The 23455-nt window shown below is 70.2% G+C and carries 26 protein-coding genes; 16 read left to right on the top strand and 10 right to left on the bottom strand.

Annotated features, from left to right (window positions below):
* The first annotated feature begins 4 nt into the window (after nt 1-4).
* The 6 genes from AB0M51_RS39670 to AB0M51_RS39695 all read left to right on the top strand — a co-directional run bounded on the left by AB0M51_RS39670 (nt 5) and on the right by AB0M51_RS39695 (nt 5924).
* A complete protein-coding gene (locus AB0M51_RS39670; RefSeq protein ID WP_344198824.1) occupies nt 5-1468 on the top strand; it encodes a wax ester/triacylglycerol synthase family O-acyltransferase in 1464 nt (487 codons plus the stop codon).
* Complete coding sequence (locus AB0M51_RS39675; protein WP_344198822.1) at nt 1465-1989, top strand: hypothetical protein; 525 nt, start codon at nt 1465-1467, stop codon at nt 1987-1989. The genes AB0M51_RS39670 and AB0M51_RS39675 overlap by 4 nt, the downstream gene beginning before the upstream one ends.
* Before the next feature lie 33 nt (nt 1990-2022).
* Nucleotides 2023-2946, top strand: a complete 924-nt coding sequence (locus tag AB0M51_RS39680; RefSeq protein WP_344198820.1) for a Ku protein — start codon at nt 2023-2025, stop codon at nt 2944-2946.
* Nucleotides 2947-2980: 34 nt separating this feature from the next.
* Nucleotides 2981-3433, top strand: coding sequence for a VOC family protein (locus tag AB0M51_RS39685; protein ID WP_344198818.1), 453 nt, complete (start codon nt 2981-2983; stop codon nt 3431-3433).
* A gap of 115 nt (nt 3434-3548) precedes the next feature.
* Complete coding sequence (gene pruA, locus AB0M51_RS39690) at nt 3549-5177, top strand: L-glutamate gamma-semialdehyde dehydrogenase (protein ID WP_344198816.1); 1629 nt, start codon at nt 3549-3551, stop codon at nt 5175-5177.
* Nucleotides 5178-5222: 45 nt separating this feature from the next.
* Nucleotides 5223-5924 carry a hypothetical protein gene (locus tag AB0M51_RS39695; protein WP_344198814.1) on the top strand — a complete coding sequence of 234 codons (702 nt, stop codon included), beginning with the start codon at nt 5223-5225 and terminating at the stop codon, nt 5922-5924.
* Here the strand turns inward: AB0M51_RS39695 and AB0M51_RS39700 are convergent.
* The 5 genes from AB0M51_RS39700 to AB0M51_RS39720 form a co-directional block, all read right to left on the bottom strand.
* Complete coding sequence (locus AB0M51_RS39700) at nt 5921-6124, bottom strand: hypothetical protein (protein ID WP_344198812.1); 204 nt, start codon at nt 6122-6124, stop codon at nt 5921-5923. The genes AB0M51_RS39695 and AB0M51_RS39700 overlap by 4 nt on opposite strands.
* A gap of 77 nt (nt 6125-6201) precedes the next feature.
* Nucleotides 6202-6693: a DUF2505 domain-containing protein gene (locus AB0M51_RS39705; RefSeq protein WP_344198810.1), complete on the bottom strand. Its 492-nt coding sequence runs from the start codon at nt 6691-6693 to the stop codon at nt 6202-6204.
* Nucleotides 6694-6728: 35 nt separating this feature from the next.
* A complete protein-coding gene (locus tag AB0M51_RS39710; protein ID WP_363753814.1) occupies nt 6729-8150 on the bottom strand; it encodes a hypothetical protein in 1422 nt (473 codons plus the stop codon).
* Between the two features lie 18 nt (nt 8151-8168).
* Nucleotides 8169-9629: a glycoside hydrolase family 76 protein gene (locus tag AB0M51_RS39715; protein WP_363753817.1), complete on the bottom strand. Its 1461-nt coding sequence runs from the start codon at nt 9627-9629 to the stop codon at nt 8169-8171.
* 75 nt (nt 9630-9704) lie between these two features.
* Nucleotides 9705-10220, bottom strand: coding sequence for a hypothetical protein (locus tag AB0M51_RS39720; protein WP_344198804.1), 516 nt, complete (start codon nt 10218-10220; stop codon nt 9705-9707).
* 80 nt (nt 10221-10300) lie between these two features.
* Between AB0M51_RS39720 and AB0M51_RS39725 the strand changes: the two genes are divergently transcribed.
* The 4 genes from AB0M51_RS39725 to AB0M51_RS39740 are packed head-to-tail and all read left to right on the top strand — an operon-like array spanning nt 10301 to nt 13840.
* Complete coding sequence (locus AB0M51_RS39725; protein WP_344198802.1) at nt 10301-11122, top strand: tryptophan 2,3-dioxygenase family protein; 822 nt, start codon at nt 10301-10303, stop codon at nt 11120-11122.
* Between the two features lie 17 nt (nt 11123-11139).
* Nucleotides 11140-11796, top strand: coding sequence for a hypothetical protein (locus AB0M51_RS39730; RefSeq protein WP_344198800.1), 657 nt, complete (start codon nt 11140-11142; stop codon nt 11794-11796).
* Nucleotides 11797-11843: 47 nt separating this feature from the next.
* Nucleotides 11844-12527: a response regulator transcription factor gene (locus tag AB0M51_RS39735; protein ID WP_344198798.1), complete on the top strand. Its 684-nt coding sequence runs from the start codon at nt 11844-11846 to the stop codon at nt 12525-12527.
* 35 nt (nt 12528-12562) lie between these two features.
* On the top strand, nt 12563-13840 hold the full coding sequence (locus AB0M51_RS39740) for a HAMP domain-containing sensor histidine kinase (protein WP_344198796.1): 1278 nt from the start codon (nt 12563-12565) through the stop codon (nt 13838-13840).
* Here the strand turns inward: AB0M51_RS39740 and catC are convergent.
* Genes catC through AB0M51_RS39760 form a run of 4 tightly spaced genes read right to left on the bottom strand, consistent with a single transcriptional unit; the run spans nt 13837 to nt 17076 of the window.
* A complete protein-coding gene (catC, locus tag AB0M51_RS39745; protein WP_344198794.1) occupies nt 13837-14112 on the bottom strand; it encodes a muconolactone Delta-isomerase in 276 nt (91 codons plus the stop codon). The genes AB0M51_RS39740 and catC overlap by 4 nt on opposite strands.
* Nucleotides 14112-14957, bottom strand: a complete 846-nt coding sequence (catA, locus tag AB0M51_RS39750; RefSeq protein WP_344198792.1) for a catechol 1,2-dioxygenase — start codon at nt 14955-14957, stop codon at nt 14112-14114. Before catA ends, catC begins: the two co-directional genes overlap by 1 nt.
* 14 nt (nt 14958-14971) lie before the next feature.
* Nucleotides 14972-16525 (bottom strand): 4-hydroxyphenylacetate 3-hydroxylase N-terminal domain-containing protein, encoded by a 1554-nt coding sequence (locus tag AB0M51_RS39755; protein ID WP_344198790.1) that lies wholly within the window; start codon nt 16523-16525, stop codon nt 14972-14974.
* A complete protein-coding gene (locus AB0M51_RS39760; RefSeq protein WP_344198788.1) occupies nt 16522-17076 on the bottom strand; it encodes a flavin reductase family protein in 555 nt (184 codons plus the stop codon). Before AB0M51_RS39760 ends, AB0M51_RS39755 begins: the two co-directional genes overlap by 4 nt.
* Nucleotides 17077-17210: 134 nt before the next feature.
* Between AB0M51_RS39760 and AB0M51_RS39765 the strand changes: the two genes are divergently transcribed.
* Nucleotides 17211-18014, top strand: coding sequence for an IclR family transcriptional regulator C-terminal domain-containing protein (locus AB0M51_RS39765; protein WP_344198786.1), 804 nt, complete (start codon nt 17211-17213; stop codon nt 18012-18014).
* Here the strand turns inward: AB0M51_RS39765 and AB0M51_RS39770 are convergent.
* Nucleotides 18008-18889: a LysR family transcriptional regulator gene (locus AB0M51_RS39770; protein ID WP_344198784.1), complete on the bottom strand. Its 882-nt coding sequence runs from the start codon at nt 18887-18889 to the stop codon at nt 18008-18010. The two genes, AB0M51_RS39765 and AB0M51_RS39770, sit on opposite strands and share 7 nt — an antisense overlap.
* Before the next feature lie 79 nt (nt 18890-18968).
* Here AB0M51_RS39770 and AB0M51_RS39775 point away from each other — a divergent pair, with 79 nt between their 5' ends.
* From AB0M51_RS39775 to AB0M51_RS39795, 5 genes are all read left to right on the top strand, one after another.
* Nucleotides 18969-20174, top strand: a complete 1206-nt coding sequence (locus tag AB0M51_RS39775; RefSeq protein ID WP_344198782.1) for an acetyl-CoA C-acetyltransferase — start codon at nt 18969-18971, stop codon at nt 20172-20174.
* Nucleotides 20171-20938 (top strand): 3-oxoadipate enol-lactonase, encoded by a 768-nt coding sequence (pcaD, locus tag AB0M51_RS39780; RefSeq protein ID WP_344198780.1) that lies wholly within the window; start codon nt 20171-20173, stop codon nt 20936-20938. Before AB0M51_RS39775 ends, pcaD begins: the two co-directional genes overlap by 4 nt.
* 2 nt (nt 20939-20940) lie before the next feature.
* The gene (locus tag AB0M51_RS39785; protein WP_344200695.1) at nt 20941-21699 is read left to right on the top strand and encodes a CoA transferase subunit A; all 759 of its coding nucleotides are present in this window, start codon (nt 20941-20943) and stop codon (nt 21697-21699) included.
* Between the two features lies 1 nt (nt 21700).
* Nucleotides 21701-22327: a 3-oxoacid CoA-transferase subunit B gene (locus AB0M51_RS39790; protein ID WP_363753829.1), complete on the top strand. Its 627-nt coding sequence runs from the start codon at nt 21701-21703 to the stop codon at nt 22325-22327.
* 139 nt (nt 22328-22466) lie between these two features.
* On the top strand, nt 22467-23420 hold the full coding sequence (locus AB0M51_RS39795) for a hypothetical protein (protein WP_363753832.1): 954 nt from the start codon (nt 22467-22469) through the stop codon (nt 23418-23420).
* The last annotated feature ends 35 nt before the right edge of the window (nt 23421-23455 follow it).

Here is a 23455-nt window from a genome sequence, read left to right on the forward strand (position 1 = left end):
TGAGATGCCGGACCGGCTGACGTCGCTCGATCTCACCTTTCTCAAGGCCGAGTCACCGGCCACCCCGATGCACGTCGGGACGGTGGACATCTTCGAGCCGCCGGTGCACGGCGACGAGGGGTTCGACTACGAGAGCCTGGTGGCGCTGATCCGGGACCGGATCGCGTACGTGCCGCGGTACCGGCAGCGGGTCCAGCAGATCCCCGGGCGGTTCGCCGGGCCGGTCTGGGTGGACGACGAAGAGTTCGACATCACGTTTCACGTACGCCGCTCGGCGCTGCCCCGGCCGGGGACCCACGCGCAGTTGCTGGAGCTGGTCGCCCGGATCATGTCCCGGCGCCTCGACCGGGCCCGCCCGCTGTGGGAGATGTATCTGGTCGAGGGCCTGCAGGGGGACCGGTTCGCGATCATCGCGAAGTCCCATCAAGCGCTTGTCGACGGCAACAGCACGGTCGACATCGGCCAGGTGGTGCTGGACGCCACCGCGCAGCCGAAGGACACACCGACCGACACCTGGCAGCCGGAGCACCCGCCGTCCGCGCTGGAGCTGCTCGCCGGCGTGTTCGCGGACGCCACCCGGACCCCGACAGCGGTGCTGGAGCTGGCGCGCGCCGAGATGGCCAGCCTGACCGGCTCCACCTCGGTGCGTGAGGTGCTCGGGGACGTGGTCGGCTCGCTGGTCGCGCAGCGCCACGCCCAGGAAAGCTCGCTGCACGTGAAGACGTCCGGCCAGCGCCGCTTCACCACCGTGCAGACCGACCTGGAGGACTACCGGACGATCCGTGCCGCGCACGGCGGCACGGTGAACGACGTGATCCTGGCGGTGGTCGCGGGCGCGTTCCGGTCCTGGATGATGACCCGCGGCGAGGGTGTCGGCCCGACCCGGAGCGTCCGGGCGGTGGTCCCGGTGAGCATCCGCGACGACGAGGACGAGGAGCCGACCTCGCTCGGTTCCCGGGTGATCGCCTCCGCGGTGAACCTGCCGGTCGGGGAGAACTCGCCGGTCATGCGGCTGCACCAGATCTCGTACCAGACCAAGGTGCACAAGGACACCGGCCGTGCGGTGAGCGCCCGCTCGCTGGTCGGTATCGCCGGGTTCGCGCCGACCACGCTGCACGCGCTCGCGGCCAGGGTCGCGACCACCACGGTGCGGCCGATCGACGACGTGGTGATCACCAACGTCCCGGGTCCGCAGTTCCCGCTGTACGCGCAGGGTGCCCCGATGCTCGCGTCGTACCCGGTCGTCCCGCTGATGCCCGGACAGGGCCTGTCCGTCGGCGTCACGTCGTACGACGGGAAGGTGTACTACGGTCTGAACGCGGACCGCACCGCCATGCCGGACCTCGCTGTTTTCGCCCAATGTGTGACCGATGCGCTGGACGAGCTGCTGGAGACGACCAGGGGCAGCCGGAACCGGGCCCCCCGGGGCCGGAAGAAGCCCCGTACCACCAAGAAGGCGGGTTCATGAGGGTCTACGTACCGTCAACGCTCCGGCAGCTGAGCGCGGTGTGCAACGCCGGCGAGATCGGCCCGGCGCCGCTCACGGTGTACGCCGTGACGCCCGCGCTGCGGGAGTGGTACGCCGAGGGCGACGACGAGGAGCTGGAGTACGCGGCGATGGCGCAGGCCGCCCGCGCCTCGGTGGGACTACTGGCCGCGGATCCGGGTACCAGCCGGAGACGGGTGGTGATCTCCGCCGAGGTGAGCGCGGTGCCGCCGGCCGACGGGTCCGTGGAGCTCGGCGACGCCCGGCTGGAGCTGCACGTGGTGATCCCGTGGCGCTCGGTGGCGTCCGTGCACCTGGACGCGGCCCAGGCGACCACGGTGATCGGCAAGGCAGCGGACCTGTGGGAGGCGGCGCAGGCCGGAGACGACGACGCGGTGTTCGCCCTGGATTCGTGCGAGGGTGAAGACCTGATGTGGTACGCGACACAGGAGATCCCGGATCTGCTCGCGGCGGAGGGGCCGCGCGGCGGACAGCACGCCTGAGGGCGGACGAGGTCACAGAGGGAGCTGATGGCGATGCAGGCGATCTGGAAGGGGGCCATCTCGTTCGGGATGGTGACGATCCCGATCAAGGTGTTCTCCGCGACCGAGGAGAAGGACATCTCGTTCCGCCAGGTGCACGTCGCCGACGGGGGCCGGATCCGGTACAAGCGGATCTGCTCGATCGACGGCGAAGAGGTGCCGTACTCGGACATCGGCAAGGGGTACGAGATGCCCGACGGCCGGATGGTGGTGCTGGACTCGGACGACTTCGCCGACCTGCCGCTGTCCAGCAAGAAGGTCATCGACGTACTGGAGTTCGTGCCGGCCGACCAGGTCGACCCGCTGTACCTCGGCAAGTCGTACTACCTGGCCGCGGACGGCGGGCCGGGCGCGAAGCCGTACGTGCTGCTCCGGGACGCCCTCGAGGGCTCCGAGCTGTACGCGCTGGTCAAGGTCGCGCTCCGGTCCCGGGAGAGCCTGGGGCTGCTCCGGACCGTCGACGACGTCCTGGTGCTGCAGGTGATGCTGTGGCCGGACGAGATCCGCGACAAGGGGTTCGCGGCGCCGCCGGAGGACGTGGAGATCCGGTCCCAGGAGAAGGCGATGGCCTCGTCGTACATCGACACCCTGCGCGGCGAGTTCGACCCGGACCAGTACCACGACGAGTATCGCCAGGCGCTGGAGAAGGTCGTCGAGGCGAAGGCCGAGGGCGTGCCGCTGCCGGAGTCCGAGGACGAGGAGGCGGGCGAGGGCGCCGAGGTCGTCGACCTGGTGGCCGCGCTGCGTGCCTCGGTCGAGGCCGCCAAGGCGCGGCGGGCCGGCGGCGGTTCCGAGGCCGCTCCCGCGAAGAAGGCTCCGGCCAAGAAGGCTGCCGCGGCGAAGAAGGCCCCGGCGAAGAAGGCTGCCGCGGCGAAGAAGGCTCCGGCCAAGAAGGCCGCCAAGAAGAAGTCGGCATGAGCGGGCGAGCAAGAGAGAAGGCTGGGGTGGGGGCATGAGCGAGCGCACCGAGATACCGACCGACATCGCGGACGTCCCGGTGGACCCGGCGCACCCGGTGGTGCGGCCGGGGGCGTACCTGCTCGAGCTGATCCCGATGCCGGTCGCGGACGTCGACCGGGCGAAGGCGTTCTACACCGACCAGGCCGGGTTCGTCTGCGACGTGGACGTGACACCTGCCGACGGCGTCCGGATCGTGCAGCTCACGCCTCCCGGTTCGTACTGCTCGATCTCGCTCACGACCGGGCTGCCGCAGCTGCAGATGGCGGCCGGTTCGCAGCGCGGGCTGCACCTGGTCGTGCAGGACATCGAGGCGGCCCGGCAGGAGCTGATCGGCCGCGGCGTCGAGGTCAGCGAGACCGAGGACCTCGGCGGCGTCTTCTACGCCTGGTTCGCGGACCCCGACGGGAACACCTGGGCGCTCCAGCACATGCCGTGGCGGAAGTAATTCAGTTGCGTTCGTGGTTGACGGTCCTGGCGTGGCACCATGCTGGTGTCACGCCGGACCACCTGTATCCGGCGTGCCCAGTACGATCCACCACCTGATCGAGGAGTGCCGCAGCATGGATGCCGTGACCGCCGTACCGACACCCGCCAACGAGCCCGTGAAGGGCTACGCGCCCGGATCGGCCGAGCGCGCGAGCCTGGAGGCGAAGCTCAAGGACTTCACGGCGGGCGGGTCGATCGAGCTGACCTGCACGATCGGCGGCGAGCAGAAGCTCGGCGGCGGCACGCCGATCGACGTGGTGCAGCCGCACAAGCACGCGCACGTGCTCGGCACGCTCGGCAACGCGACCGAGGCGGACGGCCGGGCGGCCGTGGACGCGGCGCTGGCGGCCGCTCCGGCGTGGCGCTCGCTGTCCTTCGACGACCGGGCGGCGATCTTCCTGAAGGCGGCCGACCTGCTGTCCGGCCCGTGGCGCGACACATTGAACGCGGCGACCATGCTCGGCCAGTCCAAGACGGTCCAGCAGGCCGAGATCGACGCCGCGTGCGAGCTGATCGACTTCCTGCGCTTCAACGTGGCGTTCGCGCGGCAGATCGTCAGCGACCAGCCGATCTCGTCGCCGGGCGTCTGGAACCGGGTGGACTACCGGCCGCTCGAGGGCTTCGTGTACGCGATCACCCCGTTCAACTTCACCGCGATCGCCGGCAACCTGCCGACCGCGCCCGCGCTGATGGGCAACACCGTGGTCTGGAAGCCGTCGCCGACGCAGCAGTTCGCGGCGCACTGGACGATGCGGCTGTTCGAGGCCGCGGGCCTGCCGGCCGGCGTGATCAACCTGGTCACCGGCGACGGCATCGAGGTCAGCAAGGCCGCGCTCACCCACCCGGACCTGGCCGGTATCCACTTCACCGGCTCCACGAAGACCTTCCAGTCGCTGTGGGGGACCGTCGGCACCAACATCGCGTCGTACAAGACGTATCCGCGGCTGGTCGGCGAGACCGGCGGCAAGGACTTCATCCTCGCGCACCCGTCGGCGGACCCGGCGGTGCTGAAGACCGCGATGGTGCGCGGCGCGTTCGAGTACCAGGGGCAGAAGTGCTCCGCCGCGTCGCGGTCGTACGTGCCGCGCTCGGTGTGGAACCTGATCAAGGACGACATCGTCGCCGAGACCGAGTCGCTGACCATGGGCGACGTCACCGACCTGTCGAACTTCATCGGCGCGGTGATCGACGACCGCGCGTTCGCCAAGCACAAAGCGGCGCTGGACCGGGCCGCGGCGACAGACTCGATCGACGTCGTTGCCGGCGGCACCTACGACGACAGCGAAGGGTACTTCGTCCGCCCGACGCTGCTGGTCTCCGGCGACCCGGCCGACGAGATCTTCACCACCGAGTACTTCGGGCCGATCCTCGGCGTGCACGTGTACGACGACGCCGACTACGCCGCGGTGCTGAAGGGTATGGAGCACTCCGCACCGTACGGCCTGACCGGTGCGGTGATCGCGCAGGACCGGCACGCGATCGCGGAGGCCGCGGAGTACCTGCGGTTCGCGGCCGGGAACTTCTACGTGAACGACAAGCCGACCGGTGCGGTCGTCGGACAGCAGCCGTTCGGCGGTGCGCGGGCGTCCGGTACCAACGACAAGGCCGGCTCGATGTGGAACCTGATCCGTTGGGCCTCCCCGCGGTCGATGAAGGAGACCTTCACCCCGCCGACCGACTACCGCTACCCGCACCAGGGCTGACAATTCGAGAGCGCTGCCGGGCGTGCACGTCCTAGGCTCGGCAGCGTGACGCTCGACGACGGACGGCCGGCGCCGGCCCCACGCCGCCACCTCGCGGTACCACTCGGGGCGGAGGCGGATCATCGCCGGCTGGAGCGGGCGCTGGTCGCGGCGGGGTGGACGCATTGTGGTGCGGGGGACTGGGCTGTCGCGTTGCGTTCGCCCGATGGGCTTACGGCGGCGCGGATCAGCCCGTTCGACCCGGCGGGGCCGTACACGGCGGCCCTGTACCGGGAGGCGGCCCACACAGGGCAGGTGCCGCGGCTGTACGAGCACCGTCGGCTGGCGGGCGGCGGGGACCTACAGCTGCTCGAATGGTTGGAGCCGGTCGCCGCGGACGAGGCGGCCGACTTCCATCGGGCGCTCACGGCCCGCGAGCCTCAGGTGGCGGCACTGGCGGACGTCGTACGCCGGGTCCACGAGCGCGGGCTCCGGGAGCAGCCGTGGTTCGCGCCGAAGGTCGACGAGAACCCGGACAACATCATGCGCACCGCGGACGGTCGGCTGGTCGCGGCCGACCTGTTCAGCGCCGACGGCCCCCGGCTGTACGCAACCGTGCTGGACGACCCCGACCTCGTCGCCGCCACGATCCCGGAGCACGAGCGGCGGTTCATGACCGAGCTCCCGATGACCAACACCGGCGCCTGGTCACCCGAGACCCTCGCCGCGATGCGAAACGGGCTGGCCGCCGCCGACGCCCGGTGCTAGGCGGTGTGGTGCAGCTCCTGCGTGGGCGGGTCGACCAGCAGGGCCGAGCCGCACTTGGTGCAGATCCACTCGTCGGGCTCGTCGATCAGGTAGTCCGACGGCTCGATGCGCTCGAACGGCATCACGGTGGCGCAGAAGGCGCAGTACTGCGTGGCGTCGGGCGGCGTTCGGTCGCGCTTCTTGCGCAGGGAACTTCGCATCACTACGGGTCACCTCCGGTGCAACGCTTCCTCCCAGATTGCCACCGGAGGCGCCCCGCTCAGCGCAACGACACGGGCTACTTGCCGCTCCACTCGTGCCCGAGGTCGTGCTCCTTCTGCAGGCCGTTGCGGATCGCGTCCACCACGAACGGCTCCATCTTCTTGCCGATCAACGGTACGGCGACCTTGATGTCGAGGTCGATCGCCTGGACGGTCTGTCCGCCGTTCGCCGCGATCCGCGCCGTACCCTTCAGGGTCACCGGGGTGTTGCTGATCTCGCCGGACACGTCCGCACGCCGCGAACCGTCCGCGGCGGCCGCGTGCCAGGTCTCGGTCTGCACCACGGTCAGCGTCTCGCCGACGAACTTGCGGGCCATGTCCGGGATGTCCTTGGCCTCCATCTTCCGGCTGACCCGGACCACGGTGTCGCCGCCGGACGTGCTGACCTTGACGTCGTACGACAGTGCCTTGGTCTTCTCGCAGGCCTGCTCGCGGAAGGCCGTGTCCGTCACGATCGCGAACACTTCCTCGGGGGTGGCGTCGTACGACGCCGACATCTTCAGCTCCATGTCGTCATCATGGCATCACCGGTCGGTCACCGGGGTCAGTCCGAGTTCAGCCACACCCAGGTGTCGGTGGTCACCGGGACGCCGGCCGCTTCGAAACCCCGCAGTACGACGTCCTGGTTCACCTGCAACGCCTTTCCGTCGCCGAGGACGCCCGCGGCGACGAGGTCCCTGAACGCGCTGATCAGCCGGTCCTGCGCGGGTCCGTCGCCGGGGTTGTAGGCGTCCGCGAGCGCTTCCAGGGCGTCGTACGGCGCGTGTACGCCGTACCCGTACTCCCGGCCGGGATCGTCGCCGCTGGGTCCGTAGTCGTAGAACTCGGTGAACGTGATGCCCTCGGCGGCCCGGTCGGGGTCGATCGTCAGCGACAACGTGAAGATGCAGTCGCCCGGTTGCCGGTGGACGCGCAGCAGCGTCTCGCGCCAGGCCGAACCGTAGCTGCGGAACTCCACACCGGCCTCGGTCAGCCAGCGCGCGACCCGGTCGTGAACCTCCATCGGGCGACGCGGCGTCAGCTCACCCCGCTCGGCCAGCAGCTGCCAGGCCGCGACGACGGCATCGTCCGGACCGAGTCGCTCGTCCAGCGGACCGACCTGATTCGTCAACCAGGACAGCAGTTTCCCGAGCTGGTCGTAGCCGAACCGCAGCTGGTACAGCGCGTCCCGCCAGGTCTCGCCTTCGGGTCCGTAGCCTTCCTGGAAGCCGAGCTCCTTGCCGAACGAGTCGATCGAGAAACTGACCGCCGCAACCTGGTCGGGCCGCGTCGGCACCTGCACCAGCTTCTCACGGCGGTCGACGCCGAGCCGGTGGAAGTCGGTCGGGACGCCGGCCTCGCGGCACCAGGTCTCGAACAGCGCCCGCGGTTCGCCTTGCCCGGCGGCCGGATTTATGGTGCCTTGGGCAACCAGTTCGCCGAGGGCGGCGATCAGCCGGTCCTCCGGTTCGCCGGCCGTACGGCGATCCGCCGTCGTCTCGAGGTGGTCGACGAGCCGCGGCACATCGGCGGACCGCAGACCGGTGGTGTAGCTGTAGCCGAGGACCTCGGCCGGCCCGCGGTACTCCTCGGTGAACATGACCTGGCCGCCCTCGTGCGGCGAGCAGGCCAGGCTGAGGGTGATCGTCCGGCCGGTGACGGGCTGCGGGACGACGGCAACGACGTGTTCGCGGCGGGCGCGTCGTCCGTCGACGGTCCACACGGACGAAAGACCGGCCTGGTGACACCAGCGACGCAGCGCGGAGCCGATGCTCGCGACCATGAGACGCTCGAATCCGTCCCGCTCTGCCGAGGAGCGGCTGGCGTCGGCCAACTGCTCTCCGCCGAGGTGAGCGGCCAGCGTCTCGAGACCGTCGAGCGGCGTGCTGATGACCTGCTGGTGATCGGTGGTCCGGACCGTGTACTCGATCCGGTCACCGATCTCCAGCGTCACCAGGCAGTCGTCGCGCTCGAAGATCGTCGTCACACGGCGACCGTACCGGGGTCAGGGGGCGGCGTTGAGCAGGTCCACCACCGACTGCTGGCGGGCCGCGTCGAGCTTGTCGACGGGGCCGTACCAGCGCAGCCCGTACTGGTCCATCGGCGTCCGGTCGGCGGCGTACGCGCGATCGGCCTGCTTCTGCAGGTACGCCGTGTACGGGTGGTCGGACAGCGCCGCGTTCAGCTTGCCGAGGCCGCGGACGTGCGCGCCCTTGAACGACGGACCGTCGCCGCCGCAGTCGCCGTCCTCGCACGGCTCGCGGAGGATGCCGTCGGTGGTGTGCAGCGACGTCGCGGTCGTCGAGGCGTCCGCGAGCTGCCGGGCGCTGGTCAGGTACGCCGAGTTGTTCGTTGCCTTGGACAACTCCGTGAGCGCGCCGATCAGCACGCCCTGGTTGTACGTCCACGCGGTCTGGCCGTTGTTCTTGCACGTCGACAGGTCGATCCCGTCGTTCACCAGGTGCGAGCCGTTGACCATCCCGGTCTGCTGGAACCACGTCCACCCGGCCTGCGCGCGTTGCAGGTACGTCGAGTCGCCCGCGACCCGCGTGTGCAGCTGCGCGTTGAGCTGGATGTACAACGAGTTCGAGATCGCGTTCTTGTACGTCTTCGCCTCGCTCCACCACACCCCGCCGCCGCAGGTGTTGTCCCAGTACGCCGCCATGTGGTCCGCGTCGGCCCGCGCCGTCTGCAGGTACCGCGCGTCACCGGTCAGGTCGTACGCCGCGACCCACGCCAGCCCCCACCACCCGGTGTCGTCGATGTAGTCGTTGCGGAACTGGCCCTCGAACTGGTTCAGGTTGAGGTCGTAGGTCTTGCCGATCGCGTACTCGTAGCTGGTCATCCCGCTGACCCGGATGTTGTCGATCAACGCGTTCAGCGCGTTCGCCGAGTTCCACCAGCCGGTCGTGTCGAACAGCCCGCTGGACAGGTTGTAGTCCTGCATCAGCGCGGTCGCGGCCGCCGTACGCCGGTCCCAGGCGTTCCACGTCACCCGCGCCCACGGCGTACAGGTGATGTCCGCGCGGTCGCCGGCCTTGCCGCAGGCGCGGAGGGCGCCGACGCCGAGGTTGTTCCAGTCGTCGACGTTGTACATCAGCGTCCGCCAGCCGCTGCGGCCGGAGGGGATCGCGGTGTTGCCGAGCCGGCTGCCGTCGGACCACGTGCGGCCGCCGTCCATCGAGCGGTCCAGCCAGACCTCGTCGCCGGGGTTGCCGTTGTCGATCGAGGCCCAGCCCATCGCGTCGTCGTCGTCGAGGTGCAGGGTGATCGTGCGGCCGAAGAGCGTGGCGGAGACCGGTGTCCGGTCCTTCGGTGCGAGAGCGGGGTCGCGGGCGTCGCAGTACTTGTTGCAGATCGTTGCCTGGGTGGACATGTTCACCGGTGGGGTCTCGGCCGGCGCGGGCAGCGGTGCGCCGAGGGGAGCGATCAGGAGGGCAAGACTGGAAACGATTCCAACGGACATCACAGATCTCCCTGGGGCGGTAGGAAGAGAGCGGTGTCACCGAAGGTAGGCGGCGGACCTCAGCGCGTCAAGGTGTCAGAAGCTGAGCAGCGCGGCGAGGACCGTGGCGGCCACGACCAGGGTGGTGGCGATCGCGAGGCGGCGGCCCCGGGCGCGGCGGCGGGTGAGCGCGGTGCGATCGGGACGGGTGCTGCACGGATCGAAGCCGAGCGCGTCCGCCGGCGCGAGCACGCTGCCGAGACGGGCCAGGACCGGCCGCTGCTCGGCCTGCCGGGTGGCCTCGTCGACGACCCGGCGGCGCATGAACTCCCGGTGCCGCGTCGCCGGAACCCTGACATCCGCGGGCACGACCAGGCTCGACGGGAGCGCGAGGTCGGTCGGCAGCGGCAGTCCCGGCGGGAGCGCGCGCTGAACGACAGCGTGCGCGGCGGCCACCCGCCTCGCCCGGCTGATCGAAGGCGGGAGGATCAGGTAGGCGAGGTGGACGAGCGACCGGTAGTCGTCGAGCAGCAACGCCTCGACCAGCGGCTCTTCCCGCGTAGGCCCTTGCAGCGGACCTGGGACGATCGGCGTCTCGACCGTGGCGGACATGCAACTCCTCGACTCGGCGTACGAGAGTTCCAACGAACGAATCGCTGACCCGTCACGGACTGTGGGCTAGTCTCCGTCACATGAGCGCTGGTGACGGGGTGACGGGACAGTGGGGCGGGGTCGACGTGCACTTCGGCGAGGAGGGCGGCCGGCTCACGTACGGCAGCTACCTGCGGCTGGCCGAGCTGCTCGACCAGCAGCGGCTGGAGTCGGAGCCTCCCGCCCACGACGAGCTGCTGTTCATCACGATCCACCAGGTCTACGAGCTGTGGTTCAAGCAGAACCTGCACGAGCTCACCGCCTCCCGGGACGCGATGCTCGCCGGTGAGCTGTGGCTGGCCGAGCACCTGCTCCGCCGGGTGCACACGATCGAACGGGTGCTCACCCAGCAGGTCGACATCCTGGAGACGATGACCCCGCAGGACTTCGGCGAGTTCCGGCACCGGTTGTCGCCGGCGTCCGGGTTCCAGTCCGTGCAGTTCCGCGAGATCGAGTTCCTTTCCGGCGCCAAGGACCCGTCGTTCGTACGGCGGTTCCGCGGCCTCACCGACGTCGAGAAGGACCGGCTGCGCCGCCGCCTCGAGGAACCGACACTCTGGGAGGCGTTCCTCGACGTACTGCGCAAGGGCGGGTTCGACACCGACTCCGAGGACTCGATCCGGGGCGCGCTCCGCACGGTCGCCGGCGACCGCTCGCACTACGCCGCGATCTGGGAGCTCGCCGAGGCGCTCCTCCAGCACGACGAGCTCGCCGCCGCGTGGCGTGCCCGGCACGTCGTGATGGTCGAGCGGATGATCGGCACCAAACCGGGCACCGGAGGCTCGTCCGGCGCGAACTACCTGCGCAGCCGCCTCGACCTGCGCTACTACCCTCTCCTCTGGGACCTCCGCAGCAACCTCTGACAGAAGGGCCGGCACGCGTGAAGCTCTACGCCGAGGTAGGAGCACAGCGGGCCGGTCAGATCGTGGGGGACCTGGTGCTCGCGGCCTGGGTCTGGCTCTGCGTGGAGCTCGGCCTGCTCGTGCACCGGATGGTCGAAGCGCTCGGTACGCCGGGACGCAAGGCCGCCGAGGCCGGCGACGGGCTGGCCGGTGACCTGCGGAAGCTGTCGACGCCGATCGGGAAGGTCCCGGCGGTGGGTGACGAACTGCGGGCGCCGATCGACAGTGCGGCCGGCGCCGCGGGCAAGCTCGCCCAGGCCGGACGGGACCAGGTGCACGCCGTCGACCAGCTGGCGTACTTACTCGCGGGCGTGACGATCGGCCTGCCGGTGCTGTTCGCGGTCCTGATCTGGGTGCCGCGGCGGATCAGGTTCTCCCGCCGGGCGACCGCGGCGCAGAAGTTCATCGACAGCGCCGCGGACCTCGACCTGTTCGCCCTCCGCGCGATGGCGAACCAGCCGATGCACAAACTCGCGAAGATCTCCGACGACCCGGTCGCCGCCTGGCGCGACGGCGACGCCGGCGTGATCGCCCGGCTCGCCGCCCTCGAGCTCCGCGCCACCGGGCTGAAGCCGCCGCTCTCCGGAAACAAACCGTCGCCCGGTGCAGGAAAAGTTCCGGAGAACGGCGCTTAACGGGCGCTTGAGGGTCCGATAAGGGGACGGCGGCTACGCTCTGAGACATGGCGCGGGTGCTGCTGATCGAGGACGACGATGCGATCCGGGCGTCGTTGGGGAAGTCCCTGACGGCGGCCGGACACGTCGTGTCCGCGGTCGCGGCCGGCGCCGACGGGGTTGCGGCGGTCGCCCGGGAGAAGCCCGAGGTGCTGCTGCTCGACCTCGGCCTCCCCGACCTGGACGGGCGGGACGTACTGGCGATGGTCCGCGCGGTCAGCGACGTACCGGTGATCGTGGCGACGGCGCGCGACGACGACGCCAGCGTCGTACGGCTGCTCGACGCCGGCGCGGACGACTACGTGATCAAGCCGTTCAGCGCGGCGCAGATGGACGCGCGGATCCGGGCCGTACTGCGGCGGCTCGGGACCGACCAGCAGGGCGATTCGACCGTCGAGATCGGCGGGCTGCGGATCGACCCGCGCAGCCGTGAGGTGACCGTCGACGGCGCGCCGGTGGACCTGACCCGCAAGGAGTTCGACCTGCTGCTCGCGTTGTCGCGGCGGCCGGGCGCGGTGGTCAGCAAGCGGGAGTTGCTCGCGGAGGTCTGGGGCCTGCCGTGGGGCGGCGGTGACCGGACCGTCGACGTACACCTGTCCTGGCTGCGGCGGAAACTCGGCGAGACCGCGGCCGAGCCGCGGTTCCTGCACAGCGTCCGCGGTGTCGGCGTCAAGCTCGCGACGGACGGCTGAGAATGCGCCGCCGGATCCTCTTCCTCTCCGTCGGCATGACCACACTCGTCGTGCTCGCGTTCGCCGTACCGCTCATCCTGCTGCTCCGCAGTACGACCGCCAGCGAAGCCAAGGACAAGGCCCGCAACCGGGCCGAGACCGTCGCGTACTACGTCGGCGACAAGGACCACACCGCCGACGACATCACGGCGTACATCAACGGGCTCCCGGGCGGGGCCGGGAAGATCGCCGTCCGGATGGCCGACGGCACGACCCTCGGCGACCCGCCGCCCGGCGGGATCCCGGCACCGAACGAGGTGCCGGCCGCCGGCGACGACGACGGCGACGGCCGGAAGGGCCCGCCCAAGGTCGGCAACGCCGACTACCGCGACGTAGCCGGCGGCCTCGCGGTCGACGTCGGTGTCGGTACGCCGAACGGCACCGCCTCCGTCTGCCTCTACCTGACCGACGACGAGCTGTACGCCGAACTGACCCCGCGGCTGCTGATCCTCGTCGGCGGGAGCCTCGCCGTACTCCTGCTCAGCATCGTCGGCGCCGAACTCGTCTCCCGCCGGCTCGCCCGTCCGCTCGAGGAGACCGCGGGTACGGCGGAACGCCTGGCCCGCGGCGACATGGACGCCCGCGCGCCGACCACCGGCCCCGCCGAGGTCGCCAAGGTCGGCTCCGCGCTGAACGGGCTCGCCGACCGGATCGACGAGGTCATCGCGGTCGAGCGCGAGGCCGTCGCCGACCTCTCGCACCGGCTCCGGACACCGCTCACCGCGCTCCGTCTGCAGGTCGAGGCGATGCCGGACCGGGACAGCGCCGAGGAGCTCAACACCCAGGTCACCAGCCTCGAACGGACCCTCACCGCGGTCATCAGCGCGGCCCGCCGCCCGCAACGCGAAGGGCGGGTGCCGCACTCCGACGCCGTCGAGGTCACCCGGCAGCGCGCGGCGTTCTGGGAGCCGCTCTTCGAGGACCAGGGCCGGGAACTCGCACTCGACCTCCCCGACAAGCCGGCCACCGTACGCTCGTCCGCCGAAGACCTCGGCGCCGCCCTCGACGCCCTCGTCGAGAACGTCGTCGCCCACACACCCGACGGAACCCCCGCCCGCATCACCCTCACCCGCGCCGGCAACCTCGTCCACATCACGGTCGCCGACAAGGGCCCGGGCATCCCGCTGGGGGCCGGCGAACGCGGCCGCTCCGACCGGGGCTCCACCGGCCTCGGCCTCGACATAGCCCGCCGCTGTGCCGAGGCCGCCGGCGGCAACCTCACCCTGCACCGAAACGAAGTGGAACTGACCCTGAAGGCTGTGACCGAGTCCTAGACCTTCGACGGGTGTTGGGCCAGCGGTGTCACCTGGATCTTCATGTACGGGAACAGCGGCAGGCTGGACAGGATGTCGTGCAGGTCGTCGTTCGACGAGACGTCGAAGATGCTGATGTTGGCGTACTCGCCGACGATCCGCCACAGCTCCGGCCAGACCCCGGACTGCTGGAGTTCCACGGCCCGGTCCCGTTCGCGCGCGAGGAGGGTGGCGCGCGCGTCCGGGTCCAGGTCGGGCGGCAGGTGGACATCCATGCGGACGTGGAAGAGCACTAGTTCCCCTCGAGTTCGAAGTCGTAGGTGACCCGCCGTACTCCGGTGCCGTCGTCGACCGGGTCGAGGATCAGTTCCGGCTTCGTGGCCTCGGCCACGTCGGAGTCGAGCCAGTCGCCGCCGGCGAAGTACAGCTGGGTGGTGATCGTACGATGCCCGTCGGCGCGGACCATCAGGTGCAGGTGTGCCGGCCGCCACGGGTGCCAGCCGGCTGCCTCGATCAGCTTGCCGGTCGGACCGTCGGTCGGGATCTGGTACGGCGCCGGCTCCACGGTCCGGATCTCGAAGTTGCCCTCGGCATCGGTCGTCACGACGCCGCGCAGATTTCCGTCGGGCACCCCGGGTGCGAAGCCCGAGTAGTACCCGTCGGCGTCGGCGTGCCAGATGTCGACCTCCGCGCCCGCCAACGGCGTACCGTCGACGTCACGCACCTGGCCGGACAGCACCAGCGGCGTGCCCTTCTCGTCCGCGCGGTGCGGCAATTCGCACGAGGACGAGAGCCGTACCTGGTCGGGCAGGTAGTACGGCCCCTCGATCGTGCCGAGTGTCCCGCGCTGCGACGACGCCGCGACCTCCTCGACGACGTGCTCGACGAAGACGTCCATGAACAAAGGCCATTCGCCGACCTCGCCGACCTCCATCAGCCACGCCTTCGCGGCCTGGAACTCCGGGTAGCTGACCTGGTTGTCCCGGATCGCCTGGTGCACACCCTGCAGTACGGCGGTCACGACGGTGCTGACGCGCTCCGGCGAGACCTCCGCCGCGGACCGGGTCTTGGCCTTGAAGTTCGAGCTGGCGTTGGCGCCGGAGCCGGCCGCGGTCGGTGAATCGTGCACTGTGGTCATGAGTGGTTCCTCCTTCAGCGGTTCAGGATCCGGCTGATGTCGGTGGGGTTGACGAGGTCCGGTACGGTCCAGCCGTCCAGGTCGTACTCGTTGAGCATCGTCTCGGCGAAGCCCTTCATCGCCGCGGTCTCGCCCTGCGCCTTGGCGGCGAACAGGATCTCGGCCTTGACGTTCTCGTGGTTGCCGGAGTAGTTCCGTTCGTACAGCTCGTGCCGTCCGCCGAACTCCGTGCCGACCGAGTCCCACAACGCCTTCATCAGCTTGGTCCGCTCGACCGCGTCGTACCCGTTGGAGCCGCGGACGAAGCGGTCCAGGTACGGGCGTACTTCGGGCGTCTTGAAGTCGATCGCGTTCGAGTTCAGGTAGATGAGGCCCGAGGCGACGTCCTGCTGGATAATCTCCTTCACCCGCGGGTATCCGGTGATCATGAACTGCCGGTAGATCAGGCCGTAGTCCAGCTTCGGCAGCACCGTCCCGTTCGGCCCCGGGTCCGGGTTCAGCGCCATCGCGTCGGCCATACAGCGGAACAGGTTCCGCCAGCCGATGACCTCACCCACGCGGGTCTGCACGCCGCGGAAGTCCTTGCTCCCGGTGCATTCGAGGGCCTTGAGCAACAGTCCGGCGATGAAGTCGAGCTTCACCGACAGCCGGATGCAGCCGTGGAAGGTGAACCGCGGGATGAACCCGGACTGCGGGAAGAATCCGTTGATCTTGTCGACGTCGCCGTACAGGAAGATGTTCTCCCACGGCACCAGCACCTTGTCGAAGACGAAGATCGTGTCGTTCTCGTCCATCCGGCTGGACAGCGGGTAGTCGAACGGGCTGCCCATCACGTCGGCCTGCATGGTGTACGACGGCCGGCAGATGAGCTTCACACCGGGCGAGCTCATCGGGACCGTGCAGATCAGCGCGTACTCCTTCTTCTTGATCGGCAGGCCGTAGTGCGCGATGAAGTTGTAGTTGGTGATCGCGGACCCGGTCGCGACGACCTTCGCGCCGGACACGATCACGCCCGCGTCGGTCTCCTTCTCGACCCGCATGAAGATGTCGCCGGCCTCGTCGGGCGGCAGGTTGCGGTCGACCGGCGGGTTGATGATCGCGTGGTTCCAGTACAGGACCTTCTCCTGCGACTCCTTGTACCAGCGCTTCGCGTTCTCCTCGTACGGCTGGTAGAACTCGGTGTTCCCGCCCAGCGTGCCGAGGAAGCTGGCCTTGTAGTCGGGGCTGCGGCCCATCCAGCCCCAGGTCTGGCGGGCCCAGTGCTCGATCGCGACCCGGTCCTTCTGCAGGTCGGCGGAGCTGTGCGGGGTCCGGAAGAACGGATGCGTGTAGCCGCCGTTGCCGGTGTCGGTCGGGACGGTGATCTCGTCGTGCGTCGCCGGGTCGTGCAGGGCGTCGTACAGCCGGGCGGTCATCCGCGCCGGGTTCCGGAACGCCGGGTGTTCGGTGACGTCCTTGACCCGTTCGCCGTAGATCCAGATCTCCCGGTCGTCGCGGATCGAGTCGAGGTACTCGGCACCCGTCATCGGGCGCTTGGTGATGGTCTCCTGCTCAGCGGTCGTGGTCATCGAAGGTTCCTTTCGAGCAATGGCGTGAAGACGGCGGTGGTGTCGAACCAGCCGAAGTCCGGGCAGTCGATGGAGCCGGACCAGTGGGTCTCGACCGGACCCAGGTAGCGGAACCGGCCGCCGTGGAACAGCAGCGGGTTCCGGGCGGTGATCCCGACCGCGGCCACCTCACCGATCACGATCAGGTGGTCGCCGCCGTCGTACGTCCGCCACGGCCGGCACGAGATCGTCGTGGCCGCGCCTTCGAGCAGCGGAGCGGTCGGACCGTCGACCCAAGCGGGCGTCCGATCCGCGGGCCGCCCGGCGAAGTGCCAGGCGACGTCGAGCTGGTCGTCGGCGAGCACGTTGATCGCGAACGGCTTGCCGTCGAGGTACTGGCACGCCTTGGACGTGCGGGTCAGCGTGACCTGGGCGAGCGCCGGCTCGAGGCTCACCGCGGTGAAGGCGTTCACGGTGGCACCGTGCGGGCCGCCCTCGTCGCTGGTACAGGTCACCACGGTCACGCCGGTGGCGAACTGGCCGAACGCGTTCCGGAGTTCTCGCGAATCCATCAGCGCTACCTCCTCGATTGTACGCTCTGCGTACAGCACGTACGCTTGGCGTACGACAAGACCATGCTGGGCTCGCGATCGACTGTCAAGAGCTCAACTAACTTTCCGTGCTTCAGAAGTGGAAGGATGTGGTCATGAGCGAGCGCGACTACGTGCAGAGCATCGAGCGCGGCTTTGCCGTCCTGCTCGCCTTCGACGCCGACCGGCCGACCCCGACGCTGGCCGAGGTCGCGTCGGCGACCGGCCTGTCGCGCCCCGCCGTACGGCGGATCCTGCTCACCCTGCAGAAACTCGGGTACGTCGCCGCGCAGGGCACCCGCTGGACCCTGACGCCGCGCGTGCTCACGATCGGTCAGCACTACGCCGCGACCCACAGCTTCCTGGAGACGGCGCAGCCGCATCTGCTCCGCCTCGCCGAGGAGACCCAGGAGTCGGCGTCGCTCGCGCAGCTCGACGGGACCGACGTCGTGTACGTCGCCCGCGTCCAGGTGCGCCGGGTGATGGCGATCTCGATCGACGTCGGCAGCCGGGTGCCGGCGCACGCGACCTCGATGGGCCGGGTGCTGACGGCGTGGGCGGACGCGTCCGTGGTGGAGGCGGTGCTCGCGGCCGGGCTGCCCCGGCTGGCGCAGCGGACGATCACCGATCCGACCGCGTTCCGCGACGCCCTGCACAAGGTCCGCCAGGACGGGTACGCCGTGGTCGAGTCCGAGCTGGAAGACGGTCTGCTCTCGGCCGCCGTACCGGTGCGGACTCCCGACGGCGCCGTGCTCGCGGCGCTCGCGTACTCGACGACGGTCGGTCGGCGTACCGAGGAGCAGATCGTGGAGAAGGTGATTCCGCTGATGCAGCAGACGGCCGCGGCGATCTCCGTCGATCTCCGGCTGCTCAGCGGGACGCGGCGCCTCGATACCCAGGCCCGCGACGGGTTCTACTGAACGAGCGCCTTCAGGACGGCCAGCGTGCGCTCCAGGTGCGGCGCTTCGTCGTCCGCGCGGGTCGCAGCGGCCAGCTCGACGGTCGCCGGTCCGCTCAGCGCGCGGTAGGCGACACCAGGGACCCGGAGCTCGGCTACCGGCTCGGGGACGACGGCGAGACCGAGCCCGGCCGCCACGAACGTAACGAGTGTCGAGGTCTCCGCGACCTCGTGCCGGACCCGCGGCTCGAAACCGGCTGCCCGGCAGCGCGCCAGCACGGTGTCGTGCATCACCGACCGCCCGCCGCCCGCGTGCATCACGAAGTCCTCGTCGGCCAGCTCCTCCAGCTTGAGTCGGCGCCGCGACGCGAACCGATGCGCGTCCGGTACGGCGACGATCAGCCGGTCGGCCCGCAGTACGTCGACCCGTAGCGACTCGTCGTCCACCGGCGGCCGGAGCAGCCCGAGGTCGATCCGCCCGTTCGCCAGCGCCTGCGCCTGATCGGGCGCGAGCATCTCGCCCTGGACGGCGACCTCGACGTCCGGCAGCTCCTCGCGCAGCGTCCGGACCAGGTGCGGCAGCAGGCTGTACGTCGCGGAGCCGACGCAGCCGATCACCAAGCGGCCCTGCAGCCCGGCCGCTACCCGTTGCGCCTCGCCGGCCGCGGACGAGACCGCGGCGATGATCTGGCGGGCGCGGATCAGGTACGCCTCGCCGGCGGGTGTGAGCTCGACCCGTCGCGTCGTCCGGCTGAGGAGTTGCAGACCGAGCTCGCCCTCGAGCTGCCGGATCTGCTGGGACAGCGGTGGTTGAGCCATGTGCAGCCGGGCCGCGGCGCGGCCGAAGTGCCGTTCCTCGGCGACGGCGACGAAATATCGCAGGTGACGGAGCTCCACGGATTCATATTCGCAGAGTCTTGATAGAGCGTATATGGGTATTTCTCCATATCGGTCCGCGCCGCCTACTGTCGAAGCCATGAGCGACGTCGTGATCTGCGAACCGATCCGTACCCCAGTGGGCCGCTTCGGCGGTGCCCTGGCGGCGCTGTCCGCGACCGAGCTCGCCACCGCCGCGCTCACCGAGCTGGTACGGCGAACCGGACTGGGCGAAGGTGATGTCGACGACGTCGTCCTCGGACAGTGCTACCCGAGCGGCGAGGCGCCGGCGATCGGCCGGATCGCCGCGCTGGACGCGGGCCTCGGGGTCGGCGTACCTGGTGTGCAGGTGGACCGCCGATGCGGGTCGGGGCTGCAGGCGGTGCTGTACGCGGCCGGCATGGTCGCGACCGGCGCGGCCCGGCTGGTCGTTGCCGGCGGCACCGAATCGATGTCGCAGGTGGAGCACTACGCGCTCCTGCGAGCCGGCGTCCGCGGCACTGTGGAGCTGAACGACCGGCTGACGCGGGCCCGGGAAACCGCCGGCGGAAAGTTTCATCCGGTTCCGGGCGGCATGCTGGAAACGGCGGAGAACGTCCGCCGGACCTACGGCATCACCCGCGCGGAGCAGGACGCCTTCGCGCTGGAGTCGCACCGGCGTGCCGTCGCCGCGCAGACCGAAGGCCGTTTCGCCGACGAGCTGTTCGAGGTGGAGGTGCCGGGCCGCCGCGGCACCAGCACGCTCGTCAGCGCGGACGAGCACCCCCGCGCGGACAGCTCGCTCGAAGGTCTCGCCGCGCTCCGCCCGGTGATGCTCACAGCCGACGCCGAGGCGACCGTCACCGCGGGCAATGCCAGCGGTCAGAACGACGGCGCCGCGGTCTGCGTGGTGACCACCCGGGAGGAGGCCGACCGCCGCGGTCTGCGGGCCTTGGTCTCGTTGAAGTCCTGGGCGGTCGCCGGCGTCGGACCCGAGGTGATGGGCATCGGCCCGGTCGCGGCGGTCGCGGCCGCGTTGTCCCGCGCCGATCTCACCCTCGACGACCTCGACCTGATCGAGCTGAACGAGGCGTTCGCGTCGCAGGTGCTGGCCTGTCTGCGAGAGTGGAAGGTCGACCCCCTGGACGACCGCCTGAACCCGAACGGTTCCGGCATCTCGCTCGGCCACCCGGTCGGCGCGACCGGCGCGCGGATCCTCGCGACCCTCTCCCACGAACTCCGCCGCCGCGAAGGTCGCTATGCCCTGGAGACCCTGTGTATCGGCGGCGGCCAGGGCATCGCGGCCGTGTTCGAGGCCGTCCGATGACGGTCGCCCATCGCGTCACCGGCCGGCCCGGCGCGCCCGCCGTCGTCCTGTCGAACTCGCTCGGCTCGACCTGGGAGATGTGGGACGCCAACCTCGCGGAGCTCGAGCAGCACTTCCGCGTGATCCGGTTCGACACCCGCGGTCACGGACGGTCGCCGGTACCACCAGGTCCGTACACGATCGACGACCTCACCGACGACGTGGTCGAGCTGCTCGACACGCTGGAACTCGAGCGCGCGCATTTCGTTGGTCTGTCCCTCGGTGGAATGACTGGCCTGCGCCTGGCGGCGCGGGAGGCCGGCCGGGTCGACCGGTTGGTGGTCCTGTGCACCGGGGCCCGGCTCGATCCGCGGTCCGCCTGGTCCGAGCGGGCCGCCTTGGTCCGTTCGGAGGGTACGCCGGCGGTGGCGGAGGCCGTCGTACGGCGCTGGTACACGGCGGACTGGCTCGCGGAACACCCGCGGACACGGAAGGAGTCCGAGGAGATGGTTGCCTCGACACCCCCGGACGGGTATGCCGCCTGCTGTGAGGTGATCGCCACGATGGACCTGCTCGCCGACCTGCCGTCGATCACCGCGCCGACGCTGGCGATCGCCGGTGCCGACGATCCGGCCACGCCGCCGTGGCAACTGGAACGGATCGCCGACGAGGTTGCCGACGGCAAGCTTCTTGTCGTGCCGGACGCCGCCCACCTCGCGAACGCGGAGCGGCCCGCTGTCGTGACGCCTGCCGTGGTCGCGCACCTGCTGGAGGACGGATCGTGAGTATCGACAAGGTCGTCGCCACCGCCGGGGCCGCGGTCGCGGACGTCCCGGACGGGGCGAGTCTGGCGGTCGGCGGGTTCGGGCTGGCGGGCATCCCGTGGTTCCTGATCGAGGCACTGCTCGAACAGGGCGCGCACGACCTCACCGTGGTCTCGAACAACTGCGGCGTCGACGGCGCCGGTCTCGGACTGCTCCTCGAACGCGGCCGGATCAGCCGGGTGATCGCGTCGTACGTCGGGGAGAACAAGGAGTTCGCACGCCAGTACCTCGCGGGGGAACTGACGGTCGAACTGACACCCCAGGGCACGCTCGCCGAACGGCTGCGCGCCGGCGGGGCCGGGATCGGGGCGTTCTTCACCCCGACCGGCGTCGGCACGCTCGTCTCGGACGGCGGGCTGCCCTGGCGGTACGCGCCCGACGGCACGGTCGCGATCGCGTCGCCGGCGAAGGAGGTGCGGACGATCCAGGGGCGCGAGATGGTGCTGGAGGAGTCGATCGTCACCGACCTGGCCCTGGTCCGCGCGGCCGTCGCGGACCGCGCAGGGAACTGCGTGTTCCATGCGGCCGCCCGCAACTTCAACCCGGTCGCCGCGATGGCCGGCCGGCTGACGATCGTCGAGGCCGAACAGGTCGTCGAGGTCGGCGAGCTCGCCCCGGACGCGGTTCACCTTCCGGGCGTCTTCGTCCAACGCGTCGTACCGCTCACTCCTGAGCAGGCGGCGTCGAAGCGCATCGAGAAGCGCACCACCCGGGAGGCCTGAGATGCCGTGGACCCGTGACGAGATGGCAGCCCGGGCGGCCGCGGAGCTGAACGACGGGGAGTACGTGAACCTCGGCATCGGCCTGCCGACGCTGATCCCGAACCACCTGCCGGCCGGCTCGTCCGTCACCCTGCAGGCCGAGAACGGCATCCTCGGCGTCGGCCCGTTCCCGTCCGAGGACCAGGTCGACCCGGACCTGATCGACGCCGGCAAACAGACGGTCACCGTGGTGCCGGGTGCGTCGTACTTCGACTCGGCGACCAGCTTCGCGATGATCCGCGGCGGCCACATCGACGTCGCCGTACTCGGCGGAATGCAGGTCTCCGCGAACGGCGACCTCGCGAACTGGCTCGTCCCCGGCGCGATGGTCAAGGGCATGGGCGGCGCGATGGACCTGGTCAACGGAGCCCGCCGGGTGGTCGTCCTGATGGACCACCGCACCCGCACCGGTGCCCCGAAGCTCGTCGAAACCTGCACCCTGCCGCTCACCGGCCGCCGCGTCGTCCACCGCGTGATCACCGACCTGGCCGTCCTGGACGTCGCCCACGGCGCCTTCAACCTCGTCGAACTGGCCCCCGGTGTCACCCGGTCCGCCGTAGAACGGGCAACCTCCGCCGCCGTGTCCTGACCAGTTGAGTCGCCCACTCACGGCGGCTCGAGCGATCCGCGGAGCTTGCAGCTTCCTGCAACTTTGTGGTCGCGGCCGGAACGCTCCGCTATAGTCGGCGCGATCTCGGGGTTAGAAACACAGTTGGAGGGGGAACCCCATGAAACTCAAGCGCTTCGCGCTTGCCTTTGCCGGTGCCGGCCTGCTGGCCGCCACCGTGGCGTCCGTCCCGGCCGCCGCCAGCGGCCAGACCGACCCGAAGCATCCGTTCGCCAAGAACGTGACGCCGAATACGATCAAGGCCGCCGGCGACCCGTGCATCAGCGACGTCATGTCGCCGACCGGCGCGGGCATGTCGCAGGAGACCCTGGCCATGCCGGGGCGGCACATCGAGGCCTTCCAGGACACGCCGTTCAAGTTCGTTGGTACCCGCGCCGACACGACCTGGTACGGCGCGGTGAACAACGCGGGCACGCAGATCTACTACTACGGTCTGCTCCTGCAGGGCGGCAGCCTCTACCGGCACGTGACCTACGCGCGCGACAGCGGCGACTCGGTCAGCTGGGCGCCGACGTTCAAGAAGGTCGGCACGGGCTGGACCAGCTTCAAGGCGATCGCTACGTCGAACTACAGCGTCGCCGCACCGCGCCACGCGTACCTGTACGGTCTGAACACGAACGGCAGCCTCTACCGCTACCAGATCGTCGGCACCGGCTTCCGCGCGCTCGGCCCGCTGGCCGGCTTCCGCGGTTTCAAGACGCTGACGGTGATCAGCGAGACCGCGACGTACGACACCCTGCTCATGACGACGAACGCGGGCGCGCTGTGGACCGCGCACATCCCGGTCGCGGCCGGGGCCAAGCCGGTCATGAAGCTGATCCGTTCGTCCGGTTGGGGCGCGTACGAGTCGCTGGTCGTCCAGGGCTGCGGCACACGCGGCGGCTCGCTGGTCGTCGGCGTCGACCACGACACCCAGTCCGGTTATCAGTTCGCGATGAGCAAGGCGAACGGCACCGCGACCGCGATCACGTCGTACGGCAAGATTCCCGCCGTGTTCACCGGCGTCAGCGACGTCTCGGTCACCACGCACTACGACCAGCTGGTCGGCGAGTAGTCGGTAACCGAACCGCCACCCTCGGCAACCATGCC

Origin of the sequence: Kribbella sp. NPDC051137 (assembly GCF_040682535.1) — a bacterium.
Taxonomy (GTDB): domain Bacteria; phylum Actinomycetota; class Actinomycetes; order Propionibacteriales; family Kribbellaceae; genus Kribbella; species Kribbella karoonensis.